Consider the following 24841-nt stretch of genomic DNA (forward strand, 5'->3'; position numbering starts at 1 on the left):
CGTATCCAGCGAGCCGTCATCCGCCACAGCCTCCTCTATCGTAATCAGCGAGATATCCTGCTTCACGCGGTCCGCCAGATGCCGTCGGCTTATCAGCCAGGCGGCTCCGCTATCCGTCAGCATGTACCGGATTCGCTCCTCCGGATACTCAGGATCAATCGGCAAGTACGCTGCGCCAGCCTTCAGCACCGCCAGCAGCGAGACGATCATCTCCGGCGACCTGTCGCTCAGCACCCCGACGATTGTGTTTGCCCTGACCCCGCGCTCACGCAAGCGATGAGCCGCCCGGTTGGCCAGCGCATTAAGCTCCCCGTAGCTTAGCTCCCTTCCCTTGAAGACAAGAGCCGCCTTCCCCGCATTCCGCCGCACCTGCTCCTCGAACAGTTCCGCCAGCGTCCGCTCTTTCCCATACGCAGTCCGCGTTTGCGTCAGCTGCTCCAACTGTTCGCTGATTTCCGTATCGGTAACCGCATAAATTTCTGATAATTCAGCCTCCGCGTTTTCTGTAAGCTGTTGAATCAGCTTCAGGAAATGGGTTTGCATGCGCAGTATCGTTGCTTCAGCGAACAAGTCGGTGCTGTATTCAAATTCGCAGGCTAGACAATCGGAACGTTCCAATACGGTGAGCGTAAGATCGACTTTCGCTGTATACGTTTCAAAGAAACAAGCCGTTAGCTCCAGATCCTTCACTCGAATGTCCATTACATCGTTATTGAGATAGGAGAACATGACATCGAATAAAAAATTTCGGCTTAGATCCTTCTGAATCCCAAGATGCTCGACTAATTCCTCCAGTGGATAGCTCTGATGATCGTAAGCTTGGATAACCTGCTCCTTCACGTTGCCAAGCAGCTGGACAAAGGTGCTGTCTCCGCGCGGGTAGCTGCGAATTGGCAGCGTGTTGACGAACATGCCCGATACCGAATGCAAATCTGGATGAATTCTGCCTGTTACCGGTGTACCGACAATAATGTCTTCTTGATCCGAGTATTTGTGCAGAAGCACTTTGAATACGGACAATAGCGTCATGTACATAGTGGCCCCGTGCTGGACCGAAACTCGTTCTAACTGGCTTACTAAATGTTCCCCAATTTCAAACCGTATCCGCTTGCCCTCGAACTTTTGTGTACGCAGTCTGGTATAATCGGTTGCTAGCTGAAGCACCGGAACTTCACCGCCAAGCGTCTTCAGCCAAAATTGCTCTTCCTTTTGATAATGGGCGGATTTCCTCCATTCATGCTGCCATACCGCATAATCTTTATATTGCAGGTTTAGCTTAGGAAGATCCCGATCTTCATATAGGGCAAACAGCTCCTGCAGCAGCAGCTCAATGGACGCACCGTCCGTTACGATATGATGAATGTCGAAAGCCAAGTACCATTGTTCGCCGCTTTGTTTGATGACCAGCAAGCGCATGAGCGGAGCGGCTGCCAAATCAAACGGCCTCATAAAGCTTCTCAGCATTTCGTCAGCCTGTTCGATATTCGCTTCCTTATACTCGATCACCGCTTCGGCTTCCTCATGTACGTACTGGACCAGATCGCCATCTATCATCTGGAAGGAGGTGCGGAGCGATTCATGCCGCCGTACAAGCTGCCTGACCGCTGTGGACAATCGCTCCTGATGCAGGAAACCTTTCACTTTATACACAAACGGAATATTGTAACTCGTATCCGCACCTTCATATTGCCGAAGGACGTATAGTCGCTTCTGAGCGGAGGAGGCCGGGTAATAGTCGGCCTCCTCCGCAGATTTGAACACGAAGGCTTCCTCCGCCTCTCTCTTGTCAATCCACGCGGAGAACTGCTGCAAGGTTGGTCGCTCGAACAGCTCCTTCAGCGGCACGGACAGATTAAATTCATTCCACACGCGCGCAGCAAGCCTCATCGCTTTAAGCGAGTGTCCGCCTAAATCAAAGAAACTGTCCGTTGGACTGAACGCTTCAACCTCAAGAATCTGCTGCCAAATGAGATACATTTTGTTTTCGGTAGCTGTCTGCGGCGCTGCTGCGGTATCAGTCGATGCATTTCTTATCGGCACGGGCAATGCTTTACGGTCTACCTTGCCGTTAGGCGTCAGCGGCATATGAGCAAGCGGCATGAATTGTGCCGGTATCATATACTCAGGCAAAGACTGCGCGAGATAGCGCTTGAATTCAGCAGCTGTCCAGTCTCCGCACGGAACGAAATAAGCGCATAACAAGGATGCGCCCCGCTCATCCGTATAGGCTGTCACTATCGCCTCCTGAACAGAGTCATGCCGGTTAAGCCGATCGGCGATTTCGCCCGGTTCAATGCGAAAGCCGCGAATTTTAACCTGATGATCTACGCGCCCTATATAGACGATATTGCCGTCTGGCAGCCTGCGAACCAAATCGCCGGTGCGATATATCTTCTCCCCTGCGATGAACGGATGATGGACGAATTTCTCATTCGTAAGCTCTTCATTATGCAAATAGCCCGCCGCCAAACCATCGCCGCCAATATATAGCTCTCCCGGCACACCGACCGGAACGGGACGCAGCTTGCTATCCAGCACGTACGCAGTCGTATTGCTAATTGGCAGTCCAATCGGGATTGTTTCCAGCATCGGGTCTATTTCGTTCAGAACGTAATACGTCGCGTATACTGTGCTTTCCGTCGGCCCGTATACATGAACAATTTTTCCAGCCCCGAGAACTTCATAAGCGCGTTGCACATGCTTGAGAGAAACCTGCTCGCCTCCAAACAGCACTTTGCGAACATGCTTAAAACCGTCCAACTGAATGTCCACCAATGTGTTGAAAAGGGCAGTCGTAAGGAAGAACACAGTAACCTGCTGCTCTGTGATGACAGCCGCCAGCGCGGCAGCGTCGATCACTGTCTCTTTAGGCACTAGAACCAATTTCGAACCGTTCAGCAATGCGCCAAAAATATCAAATGTCGACCCATCAAAGGCATAGTTGGACAATTGCAGCACGACATCGTCATGCCGTAAATCGATATAATTGGTGTCCAGCACGACCCGGCTAACATTGAAATGGCGAATCAGCGTTCCTTTCGGTCTGCCTGTAGATCCTGACGTGTAAATGATATAAGCCAGCGAATCAGAAGCCTGAACATTTGACGGCTCATTCATAGATTCGCCTGCGCCGGTCGATTCGATAGGATCATCGATGAGCAAAACGGCGCCTTCGAACGACCGCCCCTGCATAAGCTTCGACTGTGCGACCATCCATTTGGCCATTGAATCCTCCAGCATGTAAGCAATGCGGGCCTCCGGATATTCCGGATCAATCGGCATGTAGGCCCCGCCAGCCTTCAATATGCCGAGAATGCCCACAATCATGTCGATCGAACGTTCAGCCATCAAAGCTACTGCTTCATTGACCTGTACTCCGGCATTACGGAGACGCTTCGCCAACCGGTTCGCTTGCATATTCAACTCTCGAAAGGTGACCGTTTGACTGCCAAATTGTACAGCAATTGAATCGGGCGATTTCTCGACCTGACGCTCGAACAGCGCGTGCAGCGTCAGCTCGCGCGGATACGGCGTAGACGTTTCGTTCCATGCCTGCAGGAGCATACGCTCCTCTTCCTGATTGATTAAGCTGATTTGACCGATTGGTTGGTCGGCAGCCGTGATCAGCAATTCAATGGCATTGTATAGATGGACCACAATACGCTTTATAGTCGCTTCATCGATTACACAACGGTTGAATTTGATCTTGAACTCGATTCCGTCGTAAACCGCTACTGCTAAAGTCAGATCAAATACGGTCATCTCAAAATCGGTAAAGGAAACCATCTGTAACGCATAATCGTCGCTAAACACATCGGTCAGCGGAAAATTTTCGATGACCATAATGGAGTTAAACAAAGATTCATTTACATTCACGTTCGCACACTGCTTGATCTCGGCCAGGGAGCTGCTTTCATGAAGGATATTCGCCGTCATCGTACGACCGATCGCTTCCAAATAATCAATTAATGACATATCCGGAGTCGTTCTCACCCGCAAAGGCAATGTATTGATGAATAGACCCACCATTTCAACAATATCTTTGACGTCGTTGTTCCTGCCGGAAACCGTCGTGCCTAAAATGACATCATCCCGGTCGCTGTATTGCTGCAAGACGAGGCCCCATGCGCCGTAGAGCGCGGAGGCAAGCGTAATTTTCCGGGTTTTTACGAATGCTTCCAACGCTGCGGCCATCCCGCTGTCCAGCTTGAAGGTATAATGGCCGGGCAGAAATGTCTCTTGTCCCTTGGCAACATCGGAATGCGGCAGTACAACGCCGCCCTCCCAACCGGCTAGCGTATCGGACCAATACTTATGCTGGCTCTCCTTATCGAGGCCGCGCAAATATTTAATGTATTCTTTATAGTGATTCTTCATTGGCTTCCGCAATGTGTCTCCGGCTACAAGCGCCCGGTGCGCCGAAAAAAACTGCTTCAATAGAATCGCATTGCTCCAGCCGTCATACAAAATATGATGATTGCTAACTATCATCTCGCATAAATCATGTTCTAGCTTGCACCAGGTAACACGAAAAGCAACTTCCTCCAAATTAAACCTTTCGCGAAGCTCCTTTTCCCTTATTCGCTCTAGCTGCTCCTCCCTTTCCTCTGTCGAATAGCGCGATAAATCATGCTGGCGCATTTCGATGGGACGCTCTTTTAAAATTATTTGAACCGGGCTTTCTAGCCTTTTCCACCGAAATACGGTACGCAGCGATTCATTCCAGGCGATGACTGCGTTCCAAGCCTGTTCAATCGTGCTTGCATCTGCTTTTCCACGCAATTTCATGCTCATTTGCTGATAATGCAGGTCACTTTCCGGATTTTGAATATAATGAAACAGCATCCCCTGCTGCATAGGAGTCAATGATAAAATATCTTCCACGTTACGCTTATCTAATTGCATGCCTGACATGGCTTTAAGTCCCCCTGATTGCATCAACTGTTGGCTCTCATCTTTCCGTATATAGGATTTTAGAGCTAGCAACCTGCAAAAGGAGAAGCTCCTTTAGCAGGTTGCCGTCTATTGAAATAACAAGTCAAGCGCGTTCTGATCAAGATCGGCTTGTTCAAAGTCAGACGGAGTAAACTCTACTTCTTCCTGAGACATCGTATATTCAATGATTTGCTCCAAATGATTCATGAATGATTCCGCGAAGACAAGCATCGTCTCTTCCCTCATTGCTGTACCATGGTAAGCAATTTCATAGGAGAAGATGCCCTCTACGATCATGCAGTTCACATCAACCTTGGCCGACATTGGATTCCCTGCTCCGATTTCCCCGACTGCACTCATATTGGTAAAGCCGAACAGCCCATTGTTGAATTCCTGGTCAAACTGCCCTAAGTAGTTGAAACGAAGCTCCGTCAAATTCCCGTTGTCTTCGGGGAGCGCCTTATCCAAATATTGCAAAATACCAAAGCCAATTCCGTCATGCGGCAGCATTCGCGTCTGCTGTTTAATTCCTTTTATCCTTTCGCTCAACGTTTCGCCTATCAACTGCAATCGCATCGGATACATTGTCGTAAACCATCCCGTCGTCCGGGAGACATCCAAAGCTTCCGTATAACGACCGTGATTTTCCAGCATAACAACGAGGTCGGTAACTGACGTCCATTGATGAACTGCGCATGCGAGCGCCGTCAGAAGCAAGTCGGTAATTTCTGTATTAAAAGCACGGTTGGACTCACCGCGAAGAAGGAGCGTACGGGCAGGATCCAATGCCCCCCGTATCGTCTGCTGCTTTGCAATTATCCATTCATCCGTCTCCGCATCCAGAGGAAGACTGAACGGTTGAAGCAGCGCTTCCTCCCAATAAGCCCTTTCCTCGCGATGAGTGCCGGCTACGGATACTCCCTCCACATAAGCCTGCCAATCGAGCAGGGAGGCTGTCTTGTCCGGCAGGGACGGCTTCCTACCCATCTCCAGCTCTCCATAAACGTAAGCCAAGTCCTCAAGTAAAATACGCCATGTAATGCCGTCGGTCAGCAAATGATGCGCCGTAATCAGCAACCGTCTCTCAGACTGGCCCATATCGAATGCGGCAACTTTGATCAACAAATCCAGTTCTATGTTAAAGCTTGATTTGATCACCTGCGTAGCCTCTTCGACGGCAAGCTGTGCAGAATCTCCTTGTCCGGATAAGTCATAATAAGCAATCTTAAACGGCACATGGAGATGGTTGTTATTGAAGAAGAGCGAGCGGGCGCGTAAATCCGCATTGAGACGCAGCCCGTCATGATGAGCGATTAACTGCTCGAACGCCGCTTCCAGCCGTACGATATTAAACTCCTTGCGCCACTCCAGCATGATCGATTGATTAAAGTAATGGGGTTCAGTCAGTTTTCTTGCAAAGAACCAGTGCTCGATCGGCGTCAACTGTTTATCGCCGGCGATTAGCCCCTGTTCATATCCAACATGCTCTTGGTTCGTCTTGACGTGATACGCGATTCGCTCTATCGTGCGGTGCGTGAGCACGTCGCCGACAGCTAATCGCCACCCCCGTTCGTTTCCATTAAATTTGGAAGCGATTTGAATCGCTTTAATTGAATCCCCACCGAGAGCGAAGAAATCATCCAGCACACCAACATTGTCCAACAAAAGAATTTTCTCCCAGCAATCACACAGAAGCCTTTCGAGTTCGCTGCGGGGCTCGACATAATCCTCCCCTGTATCCACGCTGCCTTCCGGGTCGGGCAGCTGCTTGCGATCGATCTTGCCGCTGCTCGTTTGAGGAAACTGCTCCATTGATATAAAGAAAGCAGGAACCATGTAGTCCGGAAGATACTCCAGCAATTTCCTCCGAAGCTCTTTCACCGTCCACTGCTGCTTCGCAATATAGTACGCGCATAGATAAGACTGCCCATTATCAGTGGAACGAGCTACAACAACCGCATCTTCAACCGTCTCCAGCTCGATCAACCGTTGACGAATCTCATCAAGCTCGATGCGATATCCTCTGATCTTGACCTGATGATCCATTCGGCCCAGATACTCGATCGTGCCGTCTGCCGACCAGCGCGCAAGATCTCCGGTAGAGTATAGCAGCCCGTCGTTCGTGTATGGATTCGCCACGAACTTCCGAGCAGTCAGCTCTGGGTAATTCAAATAACCTATCGCTACGCCGTCGCCACCGATGCACAATTCTCCAGGCAGTCCGATCGGCTGAAGCTGTCCAGAAGGGCTTATGATATAAGTCTGTGTATTGGCTACAGGCCTGCCGATGGAAACGTGATGCTGACATGAAGCGTCAAGCGAACATCCCGTTGCGTAAATAGTCGCCTCTGTCGGCCCGTACAAGTTCTCCAGTGAAACGCCCGGTAGCGCACCACGGAACCGGCGAACCAGATCCATTGGCATTGCTTCTCCGGCAACGAACACATAGTCCAACGTCTCCATCATCCGTATCTGTTCGGATTCGAACGGAAAAATGCTGAGCATCGAAGGCACGAAATTAATATGCGTGATCCGACAGCGCTTAATAACCTCCATAATCCGCTGCGGGTCCTTCTCCGCCCCTTGCTCCAATATAACCAGCCGCCCATGGCCGAAGAAAAAGCCGAATATTTCCGTGACGGACACATCGAAGGTATAAGTCGTTTTCAGAAGAAAAGCATCGGACTCCTGCAGCGGATAGCATTGCTCCAAATACGTGAGCAAATTAACTACGCCGGAATGCCTCACGATTACCCCCTTCGGATTTCCAGTCGATCCCGACGTATACATCACATAAGCAGCCGCAGCTTGGGACGAAGGGTGGGCTGCGAACGAATCGCTGCATACTGCCGTCAATTCAGATTCATGAACGGCCAGTACCGGAACCTGAGCAGATATGCCCATCGCCGGTCTATCCTTAACGAGCAGCATTCTCGCGCCACTGTCGGACAATATGAAGCTGATACGTTCGGCTGGGAACCCTGGATCAACAGGCAGATAGGCAGCCCCCGTTTTCAAGACAGCAATAATAAAGATGATCATCTCAAAAGACCGCTCTACCATAATAGCCACAATCTGATCGGATCCAATGCCGCTTTCACGCAGCTTGTGAGCGAGCGCATTGGATTTGGCATCAAGCTCCCCATACGTCATACAGCGCGTTCCGAACTCAATCGCTACACGGTCCGGATACGCCATAGCGCGCTCAACAAACAACTCGTGCAAGGTTTTAACCGAATACTTATTCGGAACGCCGCAAAAGTCCGTTAATAGCTGCTGCTTTTCCTTTTCCGTGACCATATCCAGCTCGCCGATGAGACAATCTGGCCTATTTGCCAAGGATTCGAGCAGTTGAATATAATGCCGCCCCATTCGTTCAATCGTCTCAGGCGCGAACAATCGGATTGAATATTCAATTTCAAAGTACAATTCTTCCGCTTGTTCCATCACGTCAAACGTCAGATCAAACTTTGCCGCGCTGAAATCGAGCGGATATGCGGCAAAGGCCGCGTCTTTCGACGCCCACTTCGACGATGCCAAATTCTGAAAGACAAGCATCGCATCAAAGAGCGGATTTCTGCTCACATCCCTTTCAATCGCGAGATTGCTCACCAGGCTTTCCAAGGGGTAATTCTGATGCTCGAATGCCGCGAGCGTATGGTGCTTGACCTCCGCCAAGAAAGAAACGAACGACTTGTCCGCCGAAGGTGCATTGCGCATCGGCAGCGTATTTACGAACATTCCGATTAATTGCTCAAGATCCGTATGCGGGCGATCCGCAATTGGAGAACCGACGATCACATCTTCTTGTCCTGAGTACTTGGCAAGCAGTATGTTGAAGGCGGCCAATAGCACCATATACAGCGTTGCCCCTTCCCGTTCCGCCAATTTCCGCAAAATACCGGTTAGTTCGCCATGAACGGAGAAAGGCTGCCGCGCCCCCTCGAACGATCTCGTCAACGGGCGGGGATAATCAACAGGAAGTTGTAAAACTGGCAGCTCACCGGATAAACGCTCGCTCCAATATGACTCGTCCTTCGCTAACGATTCCTGCATTCGACCGTTGGTCCACGCTACAAAATCCTTATATTGCACCGGCAGTGCGTCGGGTGCAGCGCCTTCGTCGTAATTGTCAATCAGTTCCTGCATAAACACATTCATGGACAACCCATCGAACACCATATGATGACGATCAATCCATAACAGCTGCGTACGGTCTTCACACTCGAGCAGTCCGACCCTAAGCAGCGGAGCCTCGCTTAGATCAAAGGGACGTATGAGTGCCCTTACATAGGATGAAACTTGTTCCTTCTCAATAAGCTCCTTCTCGATTGTAATGACCGCGTTCTGATGGATACACTGCTTTAATTCGCCATCTTGGATGACGAATGTGGTGCGCAATACTTCGTGCCGATCAACAATTCGCTGCACCGCATTTCTCAAACGGTCCTCATTAAGCGCTCCTTCTATCTTGAACAAGGACGGCATGTTGTAGCTGGTCGAAGCACCCTCGTATTGGGTAATCGCATACAGCCTCTTCTGGGCTGAAGATGCTTCATAATAATCGCTGGCAGCGATTTGCGGTATTAAAGCCTGCCCTTTTCCTCCCGCTTGGCGAATTCTCTCGGCCTGTTCCTTGATTGTCGGTCCGGCGAAAAACTCGCGCAGGGCATATTCAACGCCGAACGCTTTCCGCACGCGGGTCAGCAAGAGAGTAGCATTAAGCGAGTGGCCACCCAACGCAAAGAAATTGGAGCTGATACCAATCGTTTCGATGCCTAGCAGCTCCTGCCAAATTTCAATGAGCCTTGCTTCTGTTTCGTTACGCGGGGAGATATGTTCCGTCTCCAGCGTCACGAAGCCTTCCTGTTCGGTCAGTGCAGTTCTGTTTACTTTGCCATTGGCCGTTAAAGGAATTGCATTAAGCGGTATAAACCTGGACGGGATCATATAATCGGGCAGAACATTAGCGAGCTGCGTGCGCAGCTCTACGGCATTTACCACACCAGCAAAGACGACGTAAGCGCTCAGATACTTATGTTCCCCTTCGCCGCGCACAAGGACGACCGCGTCTTTAACGGCACCATGCTCTCGTAATTGCGCTTCGATTTCGCCTAGCTCCACGCGGTGTCCCCGAATTTTCACCTGGTGATCACGTCGGCCGACATACTCGATTGATCCGTCAGACAGCCAACGTGCCAAATCCCCCGTCCTGTACATAAGCTGATTCCTTCGATAGGGGTGTGCAATAAACTTCTCGTCGGTCAGCTCCGGCCGATTGTGATACCCGCGGGCCAGACTAATGCCGGCGATATACATTTCACCGATAACCCCAATCGGTTGATAGAGACCAGCATCATTCAATATTAAAATCTCGGTATCGGATATCGGCTTGCCGATTGGAGGCAATTCCTTGCTTTGTTCCGCATTAACCTCATGAATCGTAACGACATGCGTTTCTGAAGGTCCGTAATGGTTGTATAGCTTAATCTGGTATTGGCGAAGCATCTCGCACATTGTATTCGATAGAACAAGCTGCTCCCCAGCTGTCACGATTTGCCTCACCTGTCCGGCAAGCGGTTCAAAATACGCCGGGTCCGAAGCCAGAAGCTTCAAGAATGACGTAGGAAGAAACATCGTCTGAATGCGATGTCTATTCACGAATGCAGCCAGTTGCTGCACATCGCGCTTCCGTTCGTCGTCTATCATGTACAATTCTCCACCGCTTAATAAGGTAGAGAAGATTTCCTGATAGCACACATCGAAGCTAAGCGTTGTAAACTGAAGCACTCGATCGAATACAAGATCTGTGTGCGCCTGCTGGTAGGCAAGCAGATTCAACAGCGTCCGATGCTCCAATTGAACGCCCTTTGGTTTCCCTGTCGTACCGGACGTGTAGATTACATATAGTAAATCATTCTCCCCGCTATCAACCTCGAGATTATCCGAACTTCCCTCATACACGCTTGCATCGTCCAGCAGCAGCATGTTGCCTGTGAAGGAGCGAGACAGCCCGAGCTCTTTGCGGGTTACCATAAACTCCGCTCCGCTGTCCTCAATCAGGTATGCGACACGCTCAGGCGGAAGTTCAGGATCAATCGGAAGGAACGCGCCCCCTGCTTTTAATATGCCGAGCATTCCTACAAGCATAGATACCGAACGTTCATGAAGCAGTATGACCAGACGATTGCGCGACACTCCCATGCTGCGCAAGGAACGCGCCAACTGGTTGGCCCTCTCGTTAAGCTCCTTATAGGACAGACGCTCCGTTTCATCGGAACAGGCGTACCGGTCCGGCGATCTCAACACCTGCTGCTCAAACCATTCATGAAGCGAAGAAGCCTTGTATGGTCGAACTGTAGCGGATTCATGGAACGACTCCAACTGAACGAGCTCCTTTTCGCTAAGAAGCGGCAGTGCATTCAGCCTCTGTCTATCATTGCCTGTCATACGCTCCAGCAATGCCTCGTAATGCTTTAACATGGCCTCAATCGTCGAATCCCGATAAAGATCCTCATTGTAATCCAACTGTATAGTTAGTTCGCCGTTCTGTTGTTCAAATACGTGGACGATAATATCAAAGTACGACGAATCATTCTCTTCGATTTGAAACGCGATATCAAGGTCATGGAGACCTGTAATGTGCAAGTTTTCATTTTGTACGATGAACATAACCTGAACAAGTGGCGGGGTGCTTGGGTCCCGATCCACCTTAAGCTCGTTAAGCAGCACCTCAAATGGAATATCCTGATGCTCGTACGCATCCAGCATCATTTGCTTGACCTGCTGCAGATGGTCGCCGAATGTAAGGTTATTCGAAAAAGAAAACCGCAGCGCCAACGTATTCACAAACATTCCGATAACTTGCTCGACCTCAACCCGGTTGCGGTTCGCGATTGCCGTCCCAATGACCAGATCATTCTGACCCGAATACCGATAGAGCAGAGTCGAAAATGCGCTTATTAATGTCATGAACAACGTCGCCTCATGCTTTCGAGTCAACATTCGAATGCCGTCGGACAATGGTTTGTTAAGCGTCCAATATTTGCGTCTGCCATGGAAGGTTTGATTAATCGGCCTTGCGAAATCCGTTGGCAATTCCATCATTTGCGGCGCACCGTCAAGCTGCTGTTTCCAATACGATAGCTGATCATGGCATTCGCGGCTGTCAAGCCACTCTTCTTGCCACAGGCTAAAGTCTACATATTGAATGGACAGCGGTGCCAAATTAGGTGCTGTGCCCTGAGACAGAGCGGTATACAGCTCATTCAGCTCTCGTAGAAATACGCCAATCGACCAGCCGTCCGATACGATATGATGAATAGTAATGAGCAGCTGATGCCCGAATTCGCTAGTTCTTAGTAATTGCGCCCGGATCAACGGATCTTGAGCCAAATGGATCGGGTTCGTTGCTTCTAGCTTGCTCCGTCTCCGAGCCTCCACTTCAATATCCGGCTCATGCCGAATATCGAAGAGCGGAATGTCTAGCCGGCATGACGGGTGCACAATCTGGACGAGTTCTCCGTCCAGCTCGCTGAAAGAAGTACGCAACGTTTCATGGCGATCCACGACGCTTTGAATACTTTGTCGCAGCATCTCCACGTCTAGCCTGCCGGTTATGCGCAATGTAAACGTGTTAAGGTAATACACGTTGTCTGGCTCCCATTGGTAAATAAACCATTGCCGCTTCTGAGCATTGGACATCGGAATGCGGGCAGGCCGTGGTCTTGCTTGAATAGTCGGCATAACGGACTGCTCCTGCATTCCTTGTATGCATTCGGCTAATTGGCTAACCGTCGGATTGACGAATAAATCCTGCAGGCTGATAGGCACGCCGAACCGCTCCCGCAGTCTAGACACGAGCTGGGTAGCGATCAAAGAGTGTCCTCCAAGAGCAAAGAAGCTGTCGGTTAGCCCAACACGGTCGGCATGAAGAAGCTCCTTCCACATGCCCGCCAATTCATGCTCTAGTTCGGTCTGAGGAGCGACGAATCGATGCCTAGTTAATCTGGATGCCAGATGAGCCATTAAAGCTTCTGTCTCGCTCTCTCCTCCCGGAAGCTCTGGCCACGTCCGAACCTCGTCTACTACTAATCGAAAATCGCCGCTCTGGCCTATGCCCTGGAGATAATCAGCAATAACTTCTGACAGCCTGGTAGGAAATACGCCTCTGCCATCCTTGGTCTGCAGCAAGACATGTATATTTAGCTGCAATGGCGACGGATTAACCGTACGCGCTCGAATATCGTGATGGGTGCCGTCCAACCCCACGTATAGCACGGGCTGCCGAACTGAAACTCCAGTCAATAACGATTCCAATCCACGCTTTGCGGAAATCGCGGAATACCCTTTTGCAATCATAGCTTCCTTGGCAATTAAGCCTTGACTCATCCCGACTTCATCCCAAAAGCTCCAAGACAAGCATACCGCCTGGATACCGCATAGCCGCTGATGCTGGACGAATGCCTCAACAAAGCTGTTCGCTGAGCAATAGCCGCCAACCGTCATACCCGAAGTCATTGTACGCGCAGAGGAAGCTGCAACGAACAGACAGTCAGCTCTTTCCAATGCAATTTGATGAAGCACATAGGTGCCGTACAGCTTGGCCGTGTAATGCTCTTCCAAGCTGTCGACGGTCATGTCTGTAAGCAATTGTTCCCTAATAATGCCTGCCAGATGGATAATTCCTCGAAGCTGAGTTTTCCACTTCACCTCAAGTTCCCTGACTATGCAACTCATCTCATCCTCATTCTCAATCTGGGCATGACGGTATTCTATCTGTCCCCCCGAGCGAACAGATTGCTCAATTAGCCGTGACCATATTTCTTTCTTGTTTGCAGAAAGCTCTTCAAGCGAAGTACGCCCAACGATGACAAGCTTGGCTTGGTAAACATTCAGCAAGTGGGCAGCGACAAGCTTCGCAATACCTCCTAGCCCGGTGATGACATACATCCCCGCATGTACAAACGGAATTTTCGGTTCGTGTACATGCTCCGGAATCAGCTGTCGCAAGCATTCGATATGCCGCTTCCCATCCCGATAAGCAACGAGAGCTGGCGCCTCGGCACACTCGATCTCCCGCTTAACGGCTTCGCCGTGAAGCTCAGGCAAGATCGAGTCAAAATCCACCACGCGGCAGCGCATATTTGAATACTCGTGCTCTACTGTCTTTACCAACCCGATCATAGTTGATTTGTCGTAAGCGATCCGATCGTCCTCATTAACGAGAAGCGCATTTGTCGTAACGACCGTCACAGTAACCGATGACAGCATCAGCTCCGACAATCCCTTGATTAGTAGCAACAGGCTATGGCTACCCTGGACTTGCGAATCTCGTAGCGTTGCTAACGTATGCGCTGCCGATGCGGGTTCAGAATAATTCCACATATGCACAATATCAGTGATATTGGCTTGACGAAGAGCAAGCTCTTGCAGCAATTCCTTATAATCTTCCGGTTTAGCTGGGTTCAGCTTATAACGATTGGCATCGACTTGCTCGAATGAAACGCCCGCTTCAACCAGAATGACATTATCGGCGATCTTCTTATATAGTCCATGCTCGTCTGCAAACAGCACATAACAACGGGAAATGCTCGCCACATCGCTGGAGTGCTCTTGCAATTTCTGCTGCTTCCATTCCGGTTGAAAGAACCAATGCGGAATGACATTGGCATGACCTGTAGCCTTTTCGATCTTTTGGATAATGCCGCTATAATGTCCCGCCTTATACTTGTTGCTAAGCTCATTACGCTGAATCTTTCCTGAATTGGTTTTCGGAAACAATTGTTTAGCGACAGGAATGATGACTTCCGGCATAATTCCAATCTTGTGAACAATCTCTTCTTGTATTTTATTGATTACGGTTAGAACATACTCGAATTGGTCATCCGCCGGAACAAAAAAGATCACCAGTCTCTCCACTGAATTAGCGTCGTCTCTTATTCCGCATGCGGCTGCATAGGTCACGCTTACCCCATTTACACTCTCGACGCAAGATTCGATTTCATAATTATGATAGTTTTTTCCGTTAACAATAATTACATCTTTATCGCGTCCTGTGATCGTCAATATCCCTTCCTTGAGAAATGCCAAATCACCGGTATCGAACCAACCGTCATCAAGCATGACTTCATCGTTCGCTGCTTGGTTTCTGTAATAGCCTTTCATGAGTTGATCCGTTTTCACCTGGAATCGGCCGATCATACATTCAGGCAATAGCTCGTTGTCGCGGCCAACAATGCGCAGTGAGACACCTGGCAGGGGAGCTCCTAATTCAGTCATTGATGCCGCATCCGGACTATCCGGATCGACAAATTCCAGCGCGCCTGTCAATGATTCTTGCGTCATCGTATTGGTACCGCTATGTAAGTTCCCGCGTATAATGCTTTTGGAATAGGTAATGACTGAGCAAAATTCGGACATTCCGAAAGCAGCCGTAATAGCGCTTTCTCGCAAAGCATGCGGTTCAAGTAGGTTTAAATACTTTTGAGTCGTCTGGGGAACAATTGATTCCGCACCGTTAATGATATGGCGTACCGACTGTAAATTCCAAGACCCCGCTTGAAGCTCCTCTTCTAAGCTGTTAATAAGAGCGAAGGCAAAGTTTGGTCCCCACGTGACGGACACCTGATAACGATCCATCCAATCCAACCAGTTGAGCGGTCGGGAGATAAATTGCTCGATTTGAGGATGAACTTGACTGCAGTAGTAATAAGTGCTTTGCAGATGCGAGAGGATAAGCCCTCCCACATGATCCAAGGGCATCCAATTCAAAAATATATCCTCACTCGTAATGCCCAATACCGTCGATGAAGAATGAATCATGCTTAGTACGCTTTTATTCGTATGTTGCACACATTTCGGAACGCCTGTGCTGCCGGAAGTGAAAATATTCAGAACAAGATCGTCTTCCATGCTCTCATTCCAATTATGGTTGGCCTCATATGTCGAAAGCGTTTGAATATCCAACACCTTAATCTCTTCCACATTCCACAGTTCGGATAATTTCGAAAGAGGGGGCAACAATTCCGAATCCGTAACAATTACTGCATGATCAAGTAAGTTCCAAATGTTATTTAGCTTTTTAACATCATTATTCCATCCCGTATAATCACGAACCACCCCGAGCGGAGCGGGCAAAAAGCCTCCTAGTATACATGCCCACAAAGTAGAAATGAAAGAACGATTGTATATAAACTGAAAAATGACATAATCGCCGCCCACTACCCCGTTTGCCACTAACCCCGCAAAAATACGTTCTGCTTCCAAAAGCATCTCTTGGTATGTCCAAGTTTCCTCTCTTCCTTCCCGATCGAAAAAAGTCAACGTACGGATAGAGTTGCTTTTTTGAATATTTCGTAATACTTCCTGTAAAGATTTCGGTGCATGCGGCTTAATCGGCAGAGGCTCTGTGGCAATATAAGATTTTCTCATATTCTTACTCTGTTCCAGCTTGGACACCGTCAAATGATTTGTTACCTTCTGCTTACCTTCGGTGCGGCTTATCTCGTACACAGGAAATAGATCAGAAAAATGATAATACGTTTCAGGAATTACGCTCTCTTGAAAAACCATAACTTTATTAATGCCAAGCTGATTTGCTTTCATAATATGCTGTTCCAAGACCTTCTCGTCCAACCTTGCTTTTGCAGTATTTTTTTCGGGCCGAACCAAAGTAAACACCACTTTCTTTGGGGAAATTTATCATTTACATGATTCCATTCCAATCTACGAATAATACAGTATATTTTTGAAATTATACTTGAAGACGAATGTACATAAAGAAAAATAATATAGATAAATTGTTAATTCCTGATATTAGCGTGTAACAGATTTCAGACTCGTAACTAAAAACTCAATTTTTTTAATTATAACTTTCATATGACATTCTTGTATATAGCTAAAAAAGTAGAATTATGTCGAATAAGGTATTTATATATTTTTTTACCGAACCAAAATAGCTTAAATCGACCGATATTGGTTATAATTTACTAATAACTTTATCTTTTAATGGTCGATATTTCCTGATACTGATATCCACGAGTTGAACTGAAATTTTCTATAGCAATGCACTCCGAGCGCGATTATTTATTTTATATTTCCCTGTTTAAAACTTCTGTTTGAACCCATTTTGATGGTTTTGCTGATCTAATTTCTTGACCTATCTCTATAAAGAAATGTTTTCTCCTATTTTTTCGCTCATACTTTTTTTTCAACATTGACAGTTTGAGAGATATCATGCTAAATATTTTCTAGTTGATGTTTTTTTGTATGAGCGTTGGCGGGTACAGAACTTTGGTCTTTTAATTCCAAGACTTATCTTAATAGAGATGATCGCATAGTGGATCTCCACATTTTCCTTTACACTCCCATGTAATATTATGTATATGTACTCAAGTTCCTTTGTGCTACCTTTCAAAGGGTAGATACCAGTTCTTGTTCCTTTACAAGGTCGTTGTCCTTATGGTAATTTGACTATCGACTTTTCCGGTGCTTCTGTTGTCATATTGTACACAAGTAAATAAACTAGAATCTGAGATGTTTACAGCTTGTATGTTAACTAGCATTCTGTTTGAACTGTTATACTCTCTCTGCTTGGTCTCTAATGTGTACGGACAGGAATCAGTTTTCTACATAAGGTGTTGATCAGGGTAGTTTGCCAATGCAGCGTAAATAGCTTATTGAGTAAAAGCCTCATGAGGTTCTGCGAAAAAGCCGCTAAGCGCCAATGACTAGGCAAGTGACCGGTTATAAACCAAGGTAATATAACGAATTATTTTATCCGATTTGATGTAATATCGATCTTTAAATCTATATAAGCTTTACTATCGGGAAGTTACGGATTCAACGGACCTAATGGTGCTTAAAACAGTGAGGTGGGGACGAGTTTATAAACAAAAGGGGAAGGTTAATATTCAAAACCGAGGCATACAATTATACGGTATAAACATAAATGATTACAAACTAAAAGACCAAGAGATGCAGGCTATGTTGAATCACTGTACTGACTACGAACGTGACCGAATCATTTTGCTCCATAATCCTTTTGATAAGCTACGAACTGCTAGGAATGTGGATTGATAAGGTAATGGCTGACATAAAATAGTGTACTCCTATTGCAACAACTGGGATGAATTCTCTTTAGCCCCCTAATCCACTTGGACACTTTTGTCCCCTTCAGATACACTACAAGAAGTGGAGGAAGTATCCATGAAAAGACGGTTTCGGTGCCCGGTGCAAACGAAGAAAGAGTTTGTAGTGGAGGTGCTGTCGGGGTACCGGATAGAGGCGGTAGCCCGGCAGCATGGCCTCTCCCCTAAAACACTCGGAAACTGGGTTCGCCAATATCAGGATGAGGTGGATGACCTTATGGTAAAAAAGCAAAAAGAGGACAAGCCGCTCGAGCAAGATGCTGCACAGTTTCAGGATCTCCAAAAGAAATACGAGGACGCCGTTAAGCTGTTGGGTGAAAAAGAACTGGAGATCCATGTCTAAGTGGGCAGGACGTGTACAGCTTTCTACCCATATTTTTTCAATAATAATTGCAATTTGTTTTATTTATTATCACTAGCGTTGCATAAAATTTTACCGCTTTCAAATAAGCTTCATTGTGATATCCCGATCCGCTTGGCAAACTCAATCTGATTAATCATCTGCAACTTTCTTAAATGTTTAATTCTTCCGCCTATATCATGCATTAATATCTCCTCCACCCAAGAAAATTAAAAAATCCCGATATTTCAAGGGTTTCTTGAAAATCAGGACTGAAAACATTGTCAAAAAATAAATAACCAACCCAGCCGACATGAATTTGCAAAGCACTTGAAGATTATCTCAAAATTACGTATAAAAATAGAACTTCTAAATACGATGTAAATTATCATTTTAAAATAGATTATTTAATGTGTTAACTTGCTATAAAGCCTTTAACAGCAGGGTTTATAAGATTCTTTCGAATCTTATAACTTGTCTCAATCTTGATTAGAACTAGTCTCAATTGATGATATAACCCACAGCGCACGAGGATGGACCGATACGGTACCCAAATAGCAGGCTCGCAGCGTATAGTCGCATACCGTCATAGGCTCTGGAAAAACGGCCACCTGTGCGCGCAGTCTGCCTTTCTCATCCGCAGCAACCATATGCATCGCTGAAGAATCGATGCTCTTTTCATACGCTTTGGGCATCAGGGTTTCAAAATCTAAGCGAAAAGCATAGTTGGCTAAATCTATGTATTCATCGCGCTCATTCGGAGTTGCCATTCTGTATTCAACCATTTTTCCCCTACCCTTTCAGTCTAAATATTAAACTGCCTTCCTAGACTATAATTCTAGAAGCCTATTCAATATCCTGCCGGGCAGCTATAGTAGAGATCAACAAGGAACTGGCGTCTTCGAGAGCCCCCTTCACACCTTGTGAAAACAGATTTTCTTAGGTACAATTACCATAAAAATTTGTAGGAGGAAATCAAATGCATCCAAAAAAAATCCCCCGTTAAGCCCGAGGTCCTCCATCCATGTGTTAGTGAATATTCACCCAAATAAATCACAGGGAGAGTCACGCTAATGCACATAAATGGACCTGTAAATATTTCTCGAAACGAAAGACTTGAAACCTGCCACGAAATTGCTTCGAGATTAAACGAGGTGCACGGAGAAAAAATCGTTGCCATTGGAGTCTACGGTTCTGTTTCCAGAGGCACAGACGGCCCTTTCTCAGACATTGAGATGTTTTGTGTACTAAGTGAATCAAGCGAACCCGTAGATTTCAGCTATGAATGGTCGGCGGGGCCTTGGAAAGCAGAAGTCGGCATTTGTAGGGAGGACGTTCTCCTTAAAACCGCCTCTACTGTTGAAGGAAGCTGCCCAATCACCAGCAAGGGAAGATTTCCGGTGTTCAATTAACGAAGTCCTTGTAGGGGAAATGTACGAATTTGTTGGGAAACTTAGAAATGTCAGTGTAAATGGTCCCTACACCTACTTGCCATACTTGGCAGTGGAGTTTGCCCATTACGGAGCTATGTTAGTCGGGTTACACAACCAAAAACTCTTCTCGACTGGCTCAATGGTTCTACCAGAGGCATTAGAACTTCCTAGTCGTCCAGAAGGATTTGACAATGTTGTGCGAATGGTTATGTCTGGTGAGTTAGCAGACCCTTCAAGGATCATTTCAGCTTGTGAAAATTTCTGGAATGGCCTTGTGCAATTCCCTCTGTGTGAGAATCCCCCTTATTCGCAGGCTGTTCAACTGAACAATAAAAAAATACGCCAGACCGCCGCTGGCGAACCAGGCGTCTGACGTAAGCTCGATTGAATTGATTTAGATTAATGCAGTCCCTCAAGCCCCAATTCCTGCTTGCCCTTCTGCTCTTCCGCTCCCGCCTGCACTTTGCCTCTGCGCAGAAACAAACCGAGGAAAATGCCGGCGATGGCAATAACGAGCATAATGCCGAACGTATAGCCGAAAGCTTCTGGAGCAACGGCAAGCGTCGCTTTCTGCACTTCGGCAGGCGTCGTAAGCGGCAGCTGCTGATCCACAATGAGCGTCTTCACTCGTGACGAGAGCACCGTAACTAAAGTAGCAACCGCGAAGGAGCTAACTACCTGCTGCAAAGCGCTTGTCAGTGACGTTACTCGGCTGACGAGATCACGCGGCGCTTTTTGCAGCAAATGCGAGTTGAGCGGCATCATCATGAGGCCGGAGCCCATGCCCGCCATAATGAGTGGAAGCAGCAAATCGCTGCCCTCTGTCGTCAAATCGACCTGCGTATATTGAAAGATCGCACCAGATACAAGGCTGAGGCCGATAACGACAAGCCATCTTACCCCGATTTTATCAAACAAATAGCCGCCAATCGGCATCATAAATGCGGAAGCAAGCGCCTGTGGGAACAAGGTCAGCCCCGTATCAAAGGCGCCGTAGCCGCGAGCCTGCTGCAAAAATTGCGGAAGCAGGAAAATCGCGCCGAAAAGCGAAAATTGCAGCAGCCACTGCACAAAAATGCTGAACGAAAAGTCCACCGAGCGGAACACGCGAAGCTCCAGCAGCGGTGTTTTTGACCGCAGCTCTACGATAATAAATGCGATGAGCGCGATGCCGCCGATAACGAGCCCGCCAATCGTTTTATCCGACGACCAGCTTTCTGCGCCTTGCGTAACCCCATAAGATAAGGAGGCAAAAGCAAGCGGACCTAAAATCATGCCCGGAACATCAATGCCGGTCACCTGCTTGCGCTCCGTCTTCGGCAGCTTCCAAAGGCCGAATATAATGCTGAAAATGCCGACCGGAATGTTAATCAGGAAAATCCAGTGCCAGGAGTGATATTCAACGAGCCAGCCCGCCAAAATTGGACCAACCGCAGGCGCAAGCAAAATCGGCACGCCCATCATCCCCATAACTTGCCCTACCTTATTCGGCGGGCTTAAACGAAATACATAAGCCATAGCGACCGGCATAACGAAACCGCCGCCCAAGCCTTGAATAATCCGAAATACAATGAGCCACTCGGCGCTGCTAGGCAATGCGCATAGCAATGATGCCAAGGTGAAGGCTACAACCGAGCCTAAAAATATATTTTTGGCCCCAAAACGATCCGAAAGCCAGCCCGAAAGCGGAATGACCGCCGCCGTCGCCAGCATATAGCCCGTTACCGTCCACTGGATAGTTGGCAAATCGGTTTTAAAATCAATAACGAGTCTGGATAACGCAACATTCATCGCCGTCGAATCCAAAATAACCATAAATATGCCTGAAATAATGGCGATCATCGGTACGATAATACTTGCCAAGCGAAATTCAGGCTCTGCGCCGCCTTTCGATACGGTTTGCGACATTTGTTCTCCCCCTCTAGCCTATCAACACAAGATGACTTACGTGTCCATTTCCCAATGGACATCTGTCCCATCACATATCATAAGGGCATTTTACCTTATTGTCAAATATTTTAGTTGTTAAGTATTTGTAGGTTAAGCATTTCGGTTGCTTGACTCAATAAATCTTTTATACACCTTTTATAAGCCTTGCCCAGCCGTTTCCTTGCAGCACAAAAACCGCCATCCCGGCAGCAGCTGCAACCGGATGGCGGTTTCGATTTTGTAGTAAAATCACTTTTTTTCTACTCGGTTACAGTTCCGTAGATCAAGACAGGTGCTTCAACTTTATCGCCGATACGGATATTGTCATAAATTTTCGCGAGCACATCTTCCACATTTTCGCGATTGGCATGAATGGTTACGAGCGATTCGCCGGCTTTGACGGTGTCGCCAACTTTTTTATTCAGCATCAGGCCTACAGCCAGATCGATTTCCGAGTCCTTCGTCACGCGTCCTGCGCCTAGCAGCATCGCTGCCGTACCGATTTCGTCAGCTACAATCTCTGCTACAACACCATCGGTTTTCGCTGGCACTTCAATTAAGTAAGCCGCTTGCGGCAGCTTCTCCGGATGGTCAACGACCGAAGGGTCTCCGCCCTGATTGGCAATAAACACTTTGAATTTCTCCAGTGCTTTGCCGTTGCGAATAACTTCCTTCAGCATCTCCTCCGCCTCTTCCAGCGAGCTTGCTTTGTTCGCCAAATAGACCATTTGACGCCCTAGCGCCAGACACAGCTCCTCCAAATCTTTCGGACCTTTGCCTTGCAGCGTGTCAATCGCTTCCTTCACTTCCAAAGCATTGCCGATGGCAAAGCCGAGCGGCTGGCTCATGTCGGAAATAACCGCCATCGTTTTGCGTCCAACGTTATTGCCGATGCTCACCATCGCGTGCGCAAGCTCCTTCGCATCGTCTACCGTCTTCATGAAGGCGCCTGCGCCTGTTTTCACGTCAAGCACGATAGCGTCGGAGCCGGCAGCGATTTTTTTGCTCATGATCGAGCTTGCGATAAGCGGAATGGAGTTAACGGTAGCCGTTACATCGCGCAGCGCATACAGCTTTTTGTCAGCAGGCGTCAGGTTGCCGGATTGGCCAACGACCGCGATTTTATCCTTGTTAACGAGACGAACGAATTCTTCTTTCTCCAGCTCAACGTGGAAGCCGGCAATCGCTTCAAGCTTATCTGTCGTTCCGCCGGTGTGGCCAAGGCCGCGTCCCGACATTTTCGCTACCGGAATATCCAGCGCCGCAACGAGGGGAGCCAGAACGAGCGTCGTCGTATCGCCTACGCCGCCAGTGGAGTGTTTGTCTACCTTGATGCCTTCAATAGCGGACAGATCGATCGTATCGCCGGAGTTCACCATCGCCATCGTCAAATCAGCGCGCTCCTGCTCTGTCATATCCTTGAAGAAAATCGCCATCGCCATAGCACTGGCCTGATAATCAGGAATTTCGCCTTTCGTATACCCTTGAATAAAAAAGTTAATTTCTTCAGCGCTCAGCACTTCGCCATCGCGTTTTTTCTCAATCAGGTCTACCATTCTCATGCTGCATTCTCCTCACGGTTTTAAATGAAATCTACATGCCAAGCTACCCTGCCTATTACAGGGAAGTTACCGTTTCCAGCGCTACTTCCATCATGTCATTAAACGTGCTTTGTCTTTCAGCAGAAGTCGTTTCCTCGCCCGTCAGCAAGTGGTCGCTTACGGTCAAAATCGTCAGGGCATTGACGCCGTATTTAGCAGCCAGCGTATAAAGCGCCGTCGTTTCCATTTCAACGCCAAGCACATTGTGCTCCATCAGCTTCTCTACAATGGACTTATCATCCCGATAGAAGCTGTCCGAGCAGAAAATATTGCCGACATGCAGCTTGAGGCCTTTGGCTACGCCGCGCTCATAAGCCGCCTTCAGCAGCTCGAAGCTGGCAATTGGCGAGAAATCATAGCCGCCGAATACGTGGCGATTCATGCTGGAATCTGTACAAGCCGCTTGCGCCAAAATAACCTCGCGCACGTTTACGCTTTTTTGCATCGCGCCGCATGTGCCGACACGAACGAGATTTTTCACGCCATATTCACGGATTAGCTCATTGACGTAAATGCTGATGGACGGTACGCCCATCCCTGTTCCTTGCACGGAAATACGCTTGCCTTGATACGTTCCGGTAAAGCCGAGCATACCGCGCACTTCGTTATAGCACGTTACATTTTCCAAATACGTATCCGCAATATATTTCGCTCTTAGCGGGTCACCTGGCAATAAAATCGTTTCGGCGATGTCGCCTTGCTTTGCATTAATATGAACACTCATTGAAAAATCTCCTCTGCTTCGTTAGTTAGTTGATTCGTTTATTGGTTCGTTTAACGACGGCAAGAAGCTGGTTTCGTGATCAGGCAGCTTAACGCTATCCATGCCATCTTCATTCGAGACGGTGCGAACGGCCTTCGTTGCACCTTCCCCATCAAATATATCGGCAATTTTGCCAAACGATATGACAGCAAGACCAGCATCCTTGAGCGTATTCATCACCGTTGGCTGAAAAGGCTTAAGCGCGTAATCATGGCGATTAGCAGTACGCTTGAAATGTCCGATTTCCCCTACAAACGGCCGGGCAATAATTCGCCCCAGCATATATGGGTCCTCCAGTGTAATTTCCCGGCAGTATTCGCAAATATCATATAGCTCTTTAAGCGGTACAATATCTTCGTGTGCAGCGATTTGCAGCACCGAATCCGCCGAGGTGTAGACAATGAGCGCGCCTGTCTTCACATGCTCTTCGCCCAGCTCTTCAATAATTTCCGTTCCACTAGCCGCCTTATTGCCAATGACCTTGCGAGCCGGACCCCCGGCAATCGGTTCAATATTCGACAGCCCAAGCACGGCCATATTCGGCATATTGAGTCCACCCTGCTCGCGGGCAATATGCGAGAGCGTATGGACGCCATAATCTCCGAACGCGGCAGCATCCGGCGCTTCGCCGATGCCTACCGAGTCCATTACAATCAGGTGTATCCGTTCAAATGCTGCCATGCCTTGCA

Annotated in this window: 7 protein-coding genes and 2 pseudogenes; 2 read left to right on the forward strand and 7 right to left on the reverse strand. The window is 48.1% G+C overall.

Annotated elements, in window-relative coordinates:
* Together WH37_RS26865 and WH37_RS26870 are read right to left on the reverse strand one after the other, a co-directional pair.
* The coding region (locus tag WH37_RS26865) for a non-ribosomal peptide synthetase (RefSeq protein WP_046233737.1) at positions 1-4914 on the reverse strand (4914 nt) is incomplete at its 3' end.
* Positions 4915-5022: 108 nt separating this feature from the next.
* Positions 5023-16542, reverse strand: a complete 11520-nt coding sequence (locus tag WH37_RS26870) for a non-ribosomal peptide synthetase (protein WP_143088667.1) — start codon at positions 16540-16542, stop codon at positions 5023-5025.
* A gap of 1602 nt (positions 16543-18144) precedes the next feature.
* On the opposite strand from WH37_RS26870, the gene WH37_RS26880 reads away from it, so the two are divergent.
* Positions 18145-18429 (forward strand): transposase, encoded by a 285-nt coding sequence (locus WH37_RS26880; RefSeq protein ID WP_046233740.1) that lies wholly within the window; start codon positions 18145-18147, stop codon positions 18427-18429.
* 476 nt (positions 18430-18905) lie between these two features.
* Here WH37_RS26880 and WH37_RS26885 read toward each other — a convergent pair whose 3' ends face one another.
* Entirely contained in the window at positions 18906-19211 is a 306-nt protein-coding gene (locus WH37_RS26885) for a GNAT family N-acetyltransferase (RefSeq protein WP_046233741.1), read from the reverse strand.
* Positions 19212-19499: 288 nt separating this feature from the next.
* Here WH37_RS26885 and WH37_RS26890 point away from each other — a divergent pair.
* Positions 19500-20232 (forward strand): annotated as a pseudogene (locus tag WH37_RS26890) (kanamycin nucleotidyltransferase C-terminal domain-containing protein).
* Positions 20233-20258: 26 nt separating this feature from the next.
* Here WH37_RS26890 and WH37_RS26895 read toward each other — a convergent pair.
* The 4 genes and pseudogenes from WH37_RS26895 to WH37_RS26910 form a co-directional block, all read right to left on the reverse strand.
* On the reverse strand, positions 20259-21767 hold the full coding sequence (locus WH37_RS26895) for a DHA2 family efflux MFS transporter permease subunit (RefSeq protein ID WP_046233742.1): 1509 nt from the start codon (positions 21765-21767) through the stop codon (positions 20259-20261).
* Positions 21768-22048: 281 nt separating this feature from the next.
* Complete coding sequence (locus WH37_RS26900; RefSeq protein WP_046233743.1) at positions 22049-23350, reverse strand: pyrimidine-nucleoside phosphorylase; 1302 nt, start codon at positions 23348-23350, stop codon at positions 22049-22051.
* 55 nt (positions 23351-23405) lie between these two features.
* Complete coding sequence (gene deoD / locus WH37_RS26905) at positions 23406-24113, reverse strand: purine-nucleoside phosphorylase (RefSeq protein WP_046233744.1); 708 nt, start codon at positions 24111-24113, stop codon at positions 23406-23408.
* A 60-nt stretch (positions 24114-24173) separates the two neighbouring features.
* A pseudogene (locus WH37_RS26910) lies at positions 24174-24833 on the reverse strand (phosphopentomutase); the annotation flags it as partial.
* Between the last annotated feature and the right edge of the window lie 8 nt (positions 24834-24841).

This window comes from Paenibacillus algorifonticola (assembly GCF_000971975.1).
Lineage (GTDB): Bacteria > Bacillota > Bacilli > Paenibacillales > Paenibacillaceae > Pristimantibacillus > Pristimantibacillus algorifonticola.

What these genes read in the sequence shown, in the direction of transcription:
- WH37_RS26885 (WP_046233741.1), bottom strand. Translation starts at nt 19,211, where the DNA reads ATGGTTGAATACAGAATGGCAACTCCGAATGAGCGCGATGAATACATA.
- deoD (WP_046233744.1), bottom strand. Translation starts at nt 24,113, where the DNA reads ATGAGTGTTCATATTAATGCAAAGCAAGGCGACATCGCCGAAACGATT.
- WH37_RS26900 (WP_046233743.1), bottom strand. Translation starts at nt 23,350, where the DNA reads ATGAGAATGGTAGACCTGATTGAGAAAAAACGCGATGGCGAAGTGCTG.
- WH37_RS26895 (WP_046233742.1), bottom strand. Translation starts at nt 21,767, where the DNA reads ATGTCGCAAACCGTATCGAAAGGCGGCGCAGAGCCTGAATTTCGCTTG.
- WH37_RS26870 (WP_143088667.1), bottom strand. Translation starts at nt 16,542, where the DNA reads ATGAAAGCAAATCAGCTTGGCATTAATAAAGTTATGGTTTTTCAAGAG.
- WH37_RS26880 (WP_046233740.1), top strand. Translation starts at nt 18,145, where the DNA reads ATGAAAAGACGGTTTCGGTGCCCGGTGCAAACGAAGAAAGAGTTTGTA.